This is a genomic window from Agromyces sp. Y558 (assembly GCF_059445415.1).
In genome coordinates this window covers 1,960,881-1,973,521 of the sequence record NZ_JCAIUH010000001.1, presented here as the reverse complement: position 1 = coordinate 1,973,521, position 12,641 = coordinate 1,960,881, and the positions used below count along the sequence as shown (strand labels likewise).

Below are 12,641 nucleotides of genomic sequence, written 5' to 3'. Positions count from 1 at the left end.
ACCAGAGCTGCGCGGCCCCCCGAACGCGTCACTGCCTACTGTAAGGCAATATCACAGGAAAGCGCGAGGGTAGATGTTTCGAATGCATGAATTCCGGGCGTGATCGCAAGTGCCGGTTGCCGCAGTCCGGGCGCTCCCCCGAGGAACGAGAACTCGTACGTTGCACTCTCGCCGGGTGCGAGCGTCAGCTGGACCTTGCTGAGCGTGTACCCCGATTCGGACGTCGGGTGGTACTCCGCAGTCGCCCCTTCACGGCGCACACCGAGGTTGTAACTGCCGGGTGTGGCGTAGACGTGCACCGATGTCGCGATGTGCCCCGGGGGCGTGCCGTACACGCCTCCGCCCGTCACATACTCGGGCAGGCTCGTCGCGGCATCGGCAGGTGCCATGTTCGTCAAAGTGACGCCGATGACGTAGTTCGCCAGGCCGTCATTGCGGCATACGACTCCGCCCGCCGCAACCGCCACATCGAGATAGGTGTCCATCTTCGACCCGGTCATGTCGTTCAGATAGACGCCGAACGCCTGCCGGTCATCGGTCGTGACGGGAAGCCCGCCTGCGAGCTCGGTGCCCTCGAGGATCGCCTGCTCAGCGGCATCCGCGCTCCAGACCAGGATGCGCCGCTCGTTGCCGGCGCGTACGAGCGCATCGATGAATGCTCGTGGCTCCAGGTTGCCGCCCGCGACGGCGCCGATGACACTCGCCGCCGCGCTCGCGAAGAACGTGTCCTGCTCCGCGGGATCTTCATAACGCCCGTAGACGTCACGCAGCAGCAGTTGCACTGCGTTCTCACTCGTGAGCACGTCGCCCGTCGGCAGCGTCACCGGGCCGGTCGCAGCGAGCAGGTAGGAGAGCACCACGGGGTCGAGTGCGACGACGGCCTCCACCTCTTCCCCGAACTGCAGCCGCCACATCTCGCGAGCGAGCGAGGCTGCGAGGGGGAACTGGGGGGTGAAGTTCACGTCTTGGAGGTAGCTGGCCAGATTGTCGCCCCAGAGCGCGCGAGTGTCGACCGGCAGCGTCGCCACGGGAGGCTCGAACTTCGGGAAATCTCCCGAGTTCGCCTGCTTCACGAGAGTGAACGACCCGGCGTCGGTTGCGACGAGCGCGAGTGCGCCCGTGATGCCGCCCGTCGATCGCAGTTCGGCGTTGTTCTGGAAGAGCAGCAGCGTCTGCCGCGGCCCGTTCGCTCCGAGCATGAGGGGCACGAGGCGAACGGCGCGGTCGAGGCCGTCGATCGTGCGCCCGGCGTCGACGAGCATCGCGCTCAGCTCATCACGGGCGTCGGCGAGCGGCCCGATGAGGTCGGCGGATGCCACGGCTTCGGCATCGACCAGGGCGATGGCATCGGCGAGCGCGACGGATGCCTCGTGCACCGGTTCCTGCGCATCGAGCAGTGGCTGCAATTCGACGTGCCCATCGACGGGCTTGAACGCTGCGAGGTCGATCGAGCCCGCGGCATCCGCCAGCGGAAGCACCGCACCCGACGCGACGCGATCGACAGCAGCGGCGATCGTTCGCATGCCCGCGAGGTTCTGTCCTGCCCAGGGGAGCACCTCGGCGGCACGCCACACCGGGTCGCTCGTGAGCGCGACGGCCTCGCGAGCGTGCGAGGCGAGTTCATCGGCCGTCTTCAGGGCCTCGACGGTCTCACCGCTGACCAGCTGAGTCTGCACGAGCCGGGCGAGCGGCACCGCCTGCTCGAGCCCGTCTTTCGCGAGCAGGCCTCGGATGCCGACCCAGACCGTGGCCGCGACGAGCACTAAGGCGACCGCACCGATAACCACCCAGATCCATCTGCGCCGTGGTGGGGGCCCGACATCGATCGCGCCGGCATCGCTACTCTCGGAGCGCGCCATGATGTGCCCGGTACCACTCGTGGAACCGGGCCGCACGGTCGAGCGGTCCGGGCGTGTACGCAGAATCGGCAAGCGTCAATGTGTCCTCCTACTCAACCGGGGAGCTCTGGGAGGGCGGAGAGATGTCCAAGAGTTCTCGATCGATACGGTCGAGGAGGAGCGCGCTACGACCGGTCTCGACCTTTCGAAGAAAATACATGTCTGACGCGACGACTTCCGACCAATCCTCCTCGGTGTACACCTTGACGAGCGACGGATGGATGTGGTGCAAATTCGCGTAACGCCAGTTGCCTGGGCCCGCATATGGCACGCGTCCGCCGGGAAGGGCACCGCCGGTCTCCTCACCGCGGGGGCTGCTCGCCGCGAGGCTCTGGTAGAACTTCTCCTCAGGCACGAACACCGCCCTGAAGTAGCGTTCGGCCTCGGGTGTGACGCGGCGCTCGAGGTGGGCGGCGAAGCTCGCAGTGAGGGCGAAGTGTGTGGGCCCATGAGCGACCGTGAGTTCGTTCGGTGGGCGGGGGGTGTCTCTCCGTGCCCGAGCCAGCAATTCGAGGGCTCGAATGACGCCGTTGCGAGTCTTCCGAAGGATCCTCGACGAAGTGTGCCGCTGCAATAGGCGGAGGTCACGGAAATGGCGAGCGTCGACTTGCGATTCGTACTTCCTCTCGGTGCCCGCGATCGTGAAGTAGTTCATGAGTTGTCGCCCGTCGAGGTCGTGAAGGTATGCATCAAGCGCCTCCACGGGCCTGATCGGGTAGTCCTGGCCCGACAGCAGGACAATGTACTCGTTCGGCGCTGCAATCTCTATCGCCCGCCGAACCAGTCGGCGAATCGCTTCGACTTGACTCCACCCACCCCAATTGACCAAGACTCGCTTCGGCACGAATTCCACACGCTCCGCATCTGCCGGCCTGATGGACTTCCGGAAGGCTTGCTCGTCGACCTTGGCATCGACATGGACGATGACGCGCTGAGGGCTGAGACGCGCAATGACTCGACCCAGGAGATCTGGCTCTCGGAAGGTGTAGATGACGAATACGGTCACAGCACCAGTCCCGCGATCGAACCCATGTCTCTGTCATGGTCCACGGCGAGATACGACCCGTCCTGTCCCGTGATGCCCGTGGTGAGTGCCCGCTTACCCACGTAGTTCCCCCAAAGAACGTGTTGCCCCCGCGCTCAGACTAACCCGGGCCGGACGAAGGCGCACGCACGACGGGCGCTCCGAGTACAGGCTTGCCGTCGCGGCCCGGAATCCCGCAGACAAGTGGGCGCCCTCCCATAGAGTGGCGCATGTGGGGACATCTCAGCGGATCGTTCACGGAGTGCGCACTCGACTGCGGAACCTGCGCCTGCGCGCAGCGGTTCGAGTGCACGACCCGCACGGCTTGGTGCGCCTCGGCAGCGAGTACGGAGGCTGGTGGGTGCCGATCGGCATGATCGATCAGGCATCGATCTGCTACCTGGCGGGCGTCGGCGAAGACGCGACGTTCGATCTCGCGCTCATCGAACGAACCGGGTGCGAAGTGTGGGCGTTCGATCCGACGCCCCGATCGGTGCAGTTCGCTTCGACGATCCGGGAGCCGCGGTTCCACTTCCTCCCGTACGGGGTGTGGAGCGAGGACACGGAGATGAAGTTCTACGCCCCCGCCGACGAGCGGCATGTCTCTCATTCGATCGTCAACATGCAGGAGACCGAGCAGTACTTCTCGGCACGGTGCCTCTCGCTTCTGACGATCATGCACGATCTGGGTCACGAACGGATCGACCTGCTGAAACTGGATATCGAGGGCGCCGAAGTCGCCGTGCTCGATTCGCTGCTCGCCTCCGACATCCGGCCGAGGGTGTTGTGCGTCGAATTCGACGCGCCCGAGCCTGTTGCCGATTCGATCCGCCGCGTCCGTCGGCTCGAAGCCGCGGGCTACGTGTGCCGGAAGATCGAACAGCGCAACCTCACGTTCACTCGTTGACGCGAGGCGCTCGTCGGCCAGCTGGGCGGCGACGATCGTGGTCGCCGGTTGCGCCGACGACCACGGCGCGGAAGCGATCGAGTGCGGTACGCGCATCCAGGGTCTCCTCGCGGAACGCTCGGCCCGCGTTCCCGAGCGCTCGAGAACGTTCAGGGTCCGCTGCAAGCTCTTGCACAGTGCGAAGGAGCTCTGCGGGGGCGTCCGGGTCGACCCGGACGCCCCCGCCCGAGACCGCGATCTCACCCGCCGTCGTACTGCCTCGAGTGGTCGCAGCGATGACCGGCACTCCGCTCGAGAAGTAGGACGTGAGCTTGCTCGGCACCGCGGCATCCGACAGTCCGGGAAGCTCATTCACGAGGAGGACGTCTGCTGCGGACAAGGCAGCGGCGAAATCGGCATCGGGAAGCGGATCGAGGAACTGCACCCGATCGATACCCGCGGCCGCGAGTTCGAGGGCAGCGCGCCGGTTGCCGTCGCCGAGGAGTACGAAACGTACCGGGGCTCCGGCCTCATCGGCGAGTCGAGCCGCCTGCACCAGGTTCTCGAGCCCTTGCTTGGCACCCTGGTTTCCGGCGTGGAGTGCCACAACCTCATCGAGCTGCCAGCCGAGTCGCTGCCGAACGGCCGCTGCGCTCTCTCCGGTGCTGTCTGCGACATGCGTCCAGTTTCGAATCACGGAGATCCGGTCGGTCATCACGCCGAAGTGGTCCGAGAGAGAGGAGCGGAATCGGTCGTGGATGACGACGACCCGGTCCGCGGCACGGAGCATCCTGGACTCGACGCTGCGTACGATCCACGCCCCGCCTGCACCAGCCGTGTTCGTCTCGACGACTCCGCGGGTGTAGATGTCCTGAATCCAGATGACGGTGGGCAACCGGCGGACCCGCGCCCGCGCGTGGGCGACCGCGCTGGCGAACAGCGCCGGCGATACCAGGATGACGACGTCTGGGTCTCCCCACCGTGCGGTGAGCAGTCGGATGCCGAACGTGACCTCGGACCAGAGCCGACGGATGCCGCTCGGCCGACGCGGCACGTAGTGGCGCTTCCGAACGAGGTCGACACCGTTCACGGATTCCCTGCGATTCCACTGGCCGAATCCGGTGCGGATGCGCCACTCTGGGTAGTGGGGGTGGGCCGCGATGACGCGCACCGTGAATCCAGTCGACGCGAGGGATTCTGCGAGCATCGTCGTGTACGGCGCGTTTCCCGAATGCTCTGGCGCATAGTGCAACGTGAGGATGGTGATTCGTTTGGCCTCGGCACTCACACCTGCAGACTATCGATGGCACGTTCGTCGGGTCACGTCACGATGAGCGATCAGGTTCACGCCGACGACGTGCCGGTGATCCCGCTCGCCGCCGCACCCGGCCAGCGCGTCGCCTGGGACCGCCCTCGAGCGGTCGTGTACCTCTGGGGCATCTTCGAGCAGTTGTTCGTCGTCAACGCCTGGCAGATCAGTTCAGCATTGCGCGTCGGCGTGCTGCGGATGTTCGGTGCCGAGATCGGCACCGGCGTCGTCTTCAGGCCCCGCACGCGGGTGAAGTTCCCATGGAAGCTCCACATCGGCGATGACTGCTGGATCGGCGAAGGCGTCTGGTTCCACAACCAGGACCACATCCGCATCGGACGAGATGTCGTCATCTCACAGGAGACCTTGCTCACGACAGGAAGCCACGCCCACCGGGTGGACATGGCCCTCATCACGAGCCCCATCACGATCAAGGACGGCGTGTGGATCACGTCGCGCTGCATCGTGCTCGGCGGCAGCCGGCTCGGCCGGTCCTCGATGGCGAAGCCGATGACCGTCGTGCGCGGTGACGTTCCGGCGAACGCCATCGTCTCCGGACCGGATTGCTCCATCGTGGGCGAACGGCACGCACGTCGACGGGCGTTGTGAATGCGCATCGCCCAGTTCGTCACCCTCGTCTCGGCCGGCGGTGAGTACGGAGGACCGGTCTCGGTGGCCATTGCACAATCGGAGGAATTGGTCCGGCGCGGCCACCATGTCACCCTGTACGCGGCATCCGACCTGCGAACGACTCCCTCGATCGCCGGTGTCGACCTGCAATTGTTCCCCGGCAGCTTCATCGCGGGCCGGCGGTTCGCGGGGCTCATCTCACCGCAGGCCCAACGTGCGTTTTGTGCCGAGCTCCCCCGCTTCGACGTCGTGCACGTGCATCTGGGCCGTGATCTGGTGACGCTCCCGGCAGCACGGGCGGTATCGCGGTCGACGACGCCGCTCATCGTGCAGACCCACGGAATGGTCATCCGCGATCGACGGATGAGCGTACGTCTCGTCGACGCAGTGCTGACTCGTCGTGTGTTGCGCAGTGCGCACGCCGTGCTCGCACTCACCACTGATGAACGAAGCGAACTGGATGCGATCTCGCGCGGCGCCGCGCGGATACGAATGACCGCGAATGGACTCCCCCCGCGCGAGGCGAGATCGCCCCGGCGGAAGAGTGGCCCTCCAGAGGTGCTCTTCCTCGCGCGCCTGCACCCACGGAAGCGGGTACTCGCATTCGCCGAGATGGCGAGCGTGCTCCTCGCCCGCGGTGTGGATGCGAGGTTCACGGTGGTCGGACCCGATGGCGGAGATCTGGCCGCGCTGCACGCGTTCATCCGCGACCGCGGGCTCGGCTCGCGACTGACCTACGAGGGTGCCCTTGCCCCCGATGTCGCCTCCCGGCGAGCGTCCCAAGCTGACGTATACGTACTGCCGAGCGTCGATGAGGTCTTCCCCATGACCGTGCTCGAGTCGATGTCGGTGGGTACGCCTGTGGTGTTGACTGACCGGTGCGCCATCGCCCCGGAACTCCGCGACCACGACGCGGCACTCGTGACCGACCCTTCCGTCGAAGCGCTCGCCGACGGCGTGGAACGGCTCGTCACGGATTCGAACCTTGCCGCCTCGATGGCTGCCAACGCCAGCGCGATGGTGGAGCGCCAGTACTCCATCGGCAGCGTGGTGGACGGGCTCGAAACCGTCTACGCCGAGGCGCGGGCATCCGCTGGGGAACCGGCCGGTAGAACCGCGCGCTCACGACCTGCCCAGTCCCCCACCCGACGCAGTCGCGAGTGAGTGGGGGCTCGTCGTGCGCATCCTCGTCACCCAGCCCTACGTCCCCGAGTACCGGGTGGCGTTGTTCGACGAGATCGAACGAATCCTGTCGGAGCACGGCGATTCGCTCCTGGTCGCGAGCGAAGGCGTCAGCGGTTCGCAGCTCCGACGCGGCGACCGTGTCAACGGTCGTCCATGGATGACGGAGCTTCCGACCCGGCGATCAGGCGCCCTCCGGCGCGAGATGGCGCGGCGCGACCCGTCGGTTCCGATTCCCTTCGACGTGCTCGTCTCGGAACTCGCCGGGTCGAACACGCTCGCTTGGGCCACAGCGTTGCGGAGGTCGGTGCCGCTCGTGCTGTGGGGCCACGGGAAGAACTACGTCGGCACCGGCGGCGTCGTCGCGGATCGGCTCAGAAGCGAGCTCGCGAAGCGAGCCGACATGGTCATGACGTACACGGACGGCGGTAGAGCGCACCTGATCGAGCGCCGAGTGCGTGCCGATCGCGTCGTCGCCATCGGCAACAGCACCGACACGCTGGCCCTTCGGGCGGCGCGGGGACGTTGGGAACGCACGGCGACCGAGGCGCCAGTCGCACTGTTCGTCGGCGGACTGGATGAGAGCAAGCGCATCCCCTTCCTCTTGGCCGCGGCCGAGCACGCGCACGCGAGGGACTCGAGCTTCCGGCTCGTCGTGATCGGTCGAGGCGACGAGGAGGAATCGGTGATCCGCGCTGCAGCCGCGACGAAACACATCGACTGGATTCCATCGGCCCGAGGTGATGACCTGGCGCGAATCGCGAGTCGGGCGCGAGCGATCTGGATGCCGGGCCGCGTCGGTCTGGTCGCGGTCGACGCGCTCGCCCTCGGCGTCCCGGTGCACACCACGCCGCACGCATCCCACGCCCCCGAGATCGAACTGCTCCGGCCTCGAGAACTCGAGTACCTCCCCGACGATCCCTCAGCGTTCGCCGAGCGCTCACTTGCGCTGATGCGATCCGATCCTCCGCTTCGGCCGACGTCCGAGCTTCCGACCGTCGAACGGGTTGCCATACGCTTCGTCGAGGCGGTGCGGCAGGCACGCGCGCGTCACCCGAGAAACGCGGCGCAGTGAGCTGAATCGCCCGTTCCTCACGCGACCGATACGGCTCACACCTGTTTCGACGCGCCCAGCCTCGCCAACGCCGTCTCGAACGGGCGCCGGAACGGCGCGAGCAGTGACCGGCCGCGCCCTTCGTACCTGGTCCCGTCGGTGCCCGACACCCCGATGAAGCTCGGTCGAACCGGGAACCTCGACACGCGCAACCGGTGGAGCGCCGACGCGCGGGCGACGGCCGCCGCAACCGCCTGCTCTGCGTACAGACCCGCGGCGTCGTCGATCACCGGAACGACCTCATCGAACAGGATGCTCCAAGCCGCACTCCGCCCGCCGACGAGGCGAGTGTCGGCGAACGTCCGATCCAGGGTCATCCGTACTCGAACTTCGTCGCGCTCGAGGCTCGAGACGCATCTCGAGCCATTCGACACGACCAGGCGCCCGGTGCATTTGAACAGCGTGCCGCCGCCATCGAGGAGCGAGCGATCGATCGAGTACTCGCGAATCGCGTGGAATTCGCAGGCTCCCTTGCCTCGAACCTCGATCTCGGGAGGGGGAACGACCACGCCGTACCCCACCGACGCGCGCTGCTTCGGCGTGAGTGCGCCGAGCATCTCGTCTCGGTCGGCTCCGCTCGTCTCGACGACGTGAAGGGCGAGATCGTGGGCGGTCGTGATCGCGAACCACGCCGCGATCGCCGACCGGTACTGCTCGAGACGCGCGACCGGATCGACCAGGCGCACAACGCTCGACGACGACGGAATGACGGTCGCCGTGAGGAGAATCGCGACGCTCATCCGGGTCTGCTCCGGCTGAGACGTGGCGGGTCGCCGTCACTTCCGCGACGGTCTGCAGATGGGGCGGCGAGGATCGGCCCGCTGCCGCGAAGGGACTCGGCGGCCGGTACCCCTCGTTCCATCGCCTCGCGCGCCGCCGCCCCGACCAGCACCGTGAGCAAAGCGACCGAGATCGCGAAACCCTTGTCTTCAGTAACCGACCCGAACGGCAGCAATGCGATCCAGGTGATCACCGCGCCTCGAGCCACGGTGAGCTCGACGAGCCATGGGCCGCCGGCCCTGGCGAGGAGCGACCGGACGATCAACCCGAAGGCGAAGAGCAGCACCGCCGCACCCACCAGGCCGAACTTCGCGAGGAACGTGATCGGGGTGTCCAGCGTGAAGAGCGAGCCATCCCGTCCCGTGAACACGTTCGGGAACGTTGCACCGACCCCCTGTCCCATGGCGGGGTTCGCCGTGAACGCCTCCCACGCGAGGGCGTACGCGTTCTGTCGAGCACGTCCCGATGCGTCGGAGCCGACGCCCCCGAGTACGGTCGCGCCGATCGACGAGAGCCGAGCCTCGACGAAGTCCCGCGACGAGAGGATGATCCCTGCGAGCGGTAGCGCCAGCACCAGCACCGCCGCGCTCGCAGCCCCGGCGAGCGCGGCCCGCGAGAAGGGAACTCTCGACTTCTTCGGCGACCCGACGATTGCGAGAAGCGAGACGACGAGCACGATACCGGTACGCGTTCCGGTGACGAGCACTGCGACCAGGATCCCCAGGGCACCGATGAGCCAGGCCGCATTGATGACCTTCGGCGCCAGCGCGAGGGTCAGGCAGAGCGCCAGCGGCACGGTCAGCGCGAGCAGCGAGGCGAGGAGGGGCTGATCCGCGATGTCGTCCGTGAGACCTCGTCGGGAGATCCAGGCGATCGCGAATCCGATCGCCGACAGTGCGCCCGCACCGACGGTGACGATGCGAGCGTATCTGGACGAGACCTCCGATGCCGCGTCGATTCCCAGCACGACCGCCGCTGCAGGGAGGAGCTGCGTGAGCCCATCACGAGCCCAAGCCTCGAGCGACAGGCCGCTGAAGGCGGCCTGCAAGAGTGAGACCCCGAGGATCCATGCTGCAAGGATGATCGCCCCGTATACCGCCCCTCGGAACCGATGCGCCCACGGCGAAGCGAGCACCTTGCCGAGCCGCACCCCCGAGATCAGCACCGAGACTGCGACGTACGCCACATACACGAGCTTCGGGGTCGTCAACCCTTCGCTCGTCTGGAAGACCGCCAACGCACCCACGATGAAGAACCCGAACCGGAACCACGCCCGCCCGAGACCCAGGATCGCGATCGCGGCAGGAAGGACGAGGAGCGACTCCGGCAGCAGGATCGCCGCGGAGACCACCGCAGCGACGACGAGCGCGCCGAGGGCGAGCACCGTCCAATGTCGATCGGGCCAGCGGAGGCGCACACCGTACAGGCGTCCGGTCACGCGCTACCCCCAGACGCATCGACGCCGGCACGGTCGGAGGAGCGCGTGATCACGAGCGTCGCGATCAACAGGCCCAGGAGGATCACCTGCATGACATTCAACGCGATGGCGGCGCTCAGCGCCCCGAGCGTCGCAGCGAGTGCGACGATGATCGCGAGTTGCACGACGACCGCTGACACCATGATGGCGCCGACTGCGCGATCGTGGCCACGCGATTGGAGGAGCACCGCCAATGGCTGGTTCGCCGTCGCCACGACGGCGGCGACGCACATGAGCTGCAGAACCGGGGTCGCCGCCGCGTACGCCGGTCCGAGCACCAACGGCACCAGCCACGGCGCGGCGACCGCGATCAGCACGCCGAGCGCGACGCCGACGACCGGCATCCAGATCGCCGTGCGCAGATGCGCCCACGACTCCGCTCGACTCTCGGCGCGAGCAACGAACGGCACCGACGCCGAAGTGAAAGACGAGGTCAGGAGGCCCAGCGGTTGGGTGATCTTGCTCACCGAACCGTAGACGCCCGCGGGGTGCGCTCCGCCGAAGGCGGCCAGCAACGGGAGATCCAGGCTCTGCCCGGCCAGCGCGAGATTGGTCATACCGAAGTAGGCGGTGCCGCGCCACGGATTCGAGAACCGGAAGGGCAGGCGAATCGCTCGCAGCGCCTTCGGCGTCATCGCGATGAGCGCAGCGATACCGACAATCGGGCCGAGTGACAATCCCGCCAGCAGGGCGAGGATCGGGTCGACTCCCAGCGGAATCAGTGCGAACGTCACCGCGACGCTCGCCGATCGATCGCAGATGGTGGCGATCGCGACCCGATCAGCACGAGCTATGGCACGAAGCGGCACCCCGAGCGACTGCACTGCGCTCACGGCGACGAAGAAGTACGGAGCGACCCACCAGTTCGCGCCGCCGACCGTCAGCTGGGCGACGACGACCCACACCACCGCCGCCGCGGACACGAAGACGAGTTTCGTCATGAGGCGATCGGCGAGCGCCGGGTGGCCGAGCGCACTTCGAGCGACGTCCCTGATCCAGAGGGAATTCGCTCCGAAGTCGGCAAGGATCGAAGCGGACATCCCGAAGGCCACGGCGGCGACGACGGCACCGAAATCCGCGGGCGAACTCATCCTTGCGACAACGAGATAGGCGAGGGCGATGATCGCCTGGCCCGTCGCTCCGGCGACCGCAAGCGAGACCGCCTGCACCCCGAGACTGCGAGACCGCGGAACCCGGGCCCGGCTCACGTCGCCCCCAGCAGGGCATCGACGAACTCGGCTCTGCCGACTTCGGTGGCGGAGTCGGTACCGGCCAACGGCGGCCACCGGCCCTCCCTCACGCCGGGAGCGAGCGAGCGCATCGCGTCGGCCAACTGCGAGCCCGCGAGCGGCACCCACACCACGTGCTCGGGATCCGCCGCGGCGGCGGCCCTCAGCGATTCCGCACCCGAACTCAGCACGGGAGTGCCGAGTACCATGGCCTTGCCCATGATCCCGCTGGCCCCCTCATTGGAGTGGGCGACGACCACCGCATCGGCAGCGAGCACGGCGGCGTCCAGTTCGACGTCGGTGAGCATGCGATCGACCTCGACGACGCGGATCCGTGCCATCGCAGCATGTGCGGCAGAGGAGATCGCGTCCGACGCGTCGGTCGTCTGCTTCCCGGCGACCAGCACGACCGAATGCGGAAGCCCTGCATGCGCGACGGCATCGATGACGAGCGGCACATTCTTCCGAGCGCTGACCGCCCCCACCACGGCGAACACGAGCTCGTGCGACTCGAGGCCGTAGGCCTCCCGTGCGCGCTGACGTGCTTGCCTGGTTCGTCCGACCGTGACCGTGATCGGGTCGACGACCGAGCGATGAGGCGTGACCGGTCCGCCGCTCGACGACCTGAGCACGAGTACCTCGACACCCGGCCGCCGGCTCGCACGACGTAACAGCGTGCGCTTCACGAACCACTTCAGCTTCGCGGCGCCCGGCACGGCCGACGGTTGGGGTGCGTAACGCATCACCAGACCTCGCATGACCGGCACGGTTCGCGATCGCCCGACTCCGGCCCGGACCAGCCATCGATCTCCGTTCGGCACGATGATGCGGTCTGCGCCGATCGAGGCCGCGAGCGCACGTGCCGACCGGGGAGTGACCGATGACCGCAGCGCGAGGGTGACATCCACCCCCCGCAAGTGAATGTCGAACTCCGCTGAGTCTGGCACGTCCGGCCTGGTCATCAACCATGGACGCAAGCCACGACGCCCCGCTTCCAGCACCAGGAGGCGCACATACGCGAGGCGGTGACCGCCCGCGAGCGGTTCCACGATGAGCACGACGCCGCGCCCAGCGGCACTGCCGGGCTCGCGGTCCATATGCCGAGGCGGTTC

Annotated in this window: 11 protein-coding genes; 4 read left to right on the top strand and 7 right to left on the bottom strand. The window is 67.4% G+C overall.

Annotated features, from left to right (window positions below; all coding sequences use genetic code 11):
• Window positions 1–35 precede the first annotated feature (35 nt).
• Complete coding sequence (locus AC1C2T_RS09290) at window positions 36–1,787, bottom strand: DUF4012 domain-containing protein (RefSeq protein ID WP_495385082.1); 1,752 nt, start codon at window positions 1,785–1,787, stop codon at window positions 36–38.
• A gap of 160 nt (window positions 1,788–1,947) precedes the next feature.
• Window positions 1,948–2,904, bottom strand: coding sequence for a beta-1,6-N-acetylglucosaminyltransferase (locus AC1C2T_RS09285; RefSeq protein WP_495385081.1), 957 nt, complete (start codon window positions 2,902–2,904; stop codon window positions 1,948–1,950).
• Between the two features lie 280 nt (window positions 2,905–3,184).
• On the opposite strand from AC1C2T_RS09285, the gene AC1C2T_RS09280 reads away from it, so the two are divergent.
• Window positions 3,185–3,829 carry an FkbM family methyltransferase gene (locus AC1C2T_RS09280; protein ID WP_495385080.1) on the top strand — a complete coding sequence of 215 codons (645 nt, stop codon included), beginning with the start codon at window positions 3,185–3,187 and terminating at the stop codon, window positions 3,827–3,829.
• Here the strand turns inward: AC1C2T_RS09280 and AC1C2T_RS09275 are convergent.
• Window positions 3,819–5,096 carry a glycosyltransferase gene (locus tag AC1C2T_RS09275; RefSeq protein WP_495385079.1) on the bottom strand — a complete coding sequence of 426 codons (1,278 nt, stop codon included), beginning with the start codon at window positions 5,094–5,096 and terminating at the stop codon, window positions 3,819–3,821. The two genes, AC1C2T_RS09280 and AC1C2T_RS09275, sit on opposite strands and share 11 nt — an antisense overlap.
• Window positions 5,097–5,138: 42 nt before the next feature.
• On the opposite strand from AC1C2T_RS09275, the gene AC1C2T_RS09270 reads away from it, so the two are divergent.
• The 3 genes from AC1C2T_RS09270 to AC1C2T_RS09260 are packed head-to-tail and all read left to right on the top strand — an operon-like array spanning window position 5,139 to window position 8,004.
• Window positions 5,139–5,726 (top strand): LbetaH domain-containing protein, encoded by a 588-nt coding sequence (locus tag AC1C2T_RS09270; RefSeq protein ID WP_495362282.1) that lies wholly within the window; start codon window positions 5,139–5,141, stop codon window positions 5,724–5,726.
• The gene (locus AC1C2T_RS09265; protein ID WP_495385078.1) at window positions 5,727–6,911 is read left to right on the top strand and encodes a glycosyltransferase; all 1,185 of its coding nucleotides are present in this window, start codon (window positions 5,727–5,729) and stop codon (window positions 6,909–6,911) included.
• A gap of 13 nt (window positions 6,912–6,924) precedes the next feature.
• Window positions 6,925–8,004, top strand: coding sequence for a glycosyltransferase (locus tag AC1C2T_RS09260; protein WP_495385077.1), 1,080 nt, complete (start codon window positions 6,925–6,927; stop codon window positions 8,002–8,004).
• A gap of 35 nt (window positions 8,005–8,039) precedes the next feature.
• On the opposite strand, the gene AC1C2T_RS09255 is transcribed toward AC1C2T_RS09260, so the two are convergent.
• The 4 genes from AC1C2T_RS09255 to AC1C2T_RS09240 are packed head-to-tail and all read right to left on the bottom strand — an operon-like array spanning window position 8,040 to window position 12,626.
• Window positions 8,040–8,783, bottom strand: a complete 744-nt coding sequence (locus tag AC1C2T_RS09255) for a hypothetical protein (protein WP_495385076.1) — start codon at window positions 8,781–8,783, stop codon at window positions 8,040–8,042.
• Window positions 8,780–10,261 carry an O-antigen ligase family protein gene (locus AC1C2T_RS09250; protein ID WP_495385075.1) on the bottom strand — a complete coding sequence of 494 codons (1,482 nt, stop codon included), beginning with the start codon at window positions 10,259–10,261 and terminating at the stop codon, window positions 8,780–8,782. The genes AC1C2T_RS09255 and AC1C2T_RS09250 overlap by 4 nt, the downstream gene beginning before the upstream one ends.
• The gene (locus AC1C2T_RS09245) at window positions 10,258–11,469 is read right to left on the bottom strand and encodes a lipopolysaccharide biosynthesis protein (protein ID WP_495385074.1); all 1,212 of its coding nucleotides are present in this window, start codon (window positions 11,467–11,469) and stop codon (window positions 10,258–10,260) included. The genes AC1C2T_RS09250 and AC1C2T_RS09245 overlap by 4 nt, the downstream gene beginning before the upstream one ends.
• 35 nt (window positions 11,470–11,504) lie before the next feature.
• Window positions 11,505–12,626, bottom strand: coding sequence for a glycosyltransferase (locus AC1C2T_RS09240; protein ID WP_495385073.1), 1,122 nt, complete (start codon window positions 12,624–12,626; stop codon window positions 11,505–11,507).
• Between the last annotated feature and the right edge of the window lie 15 nt (window positions 12,627–12,641).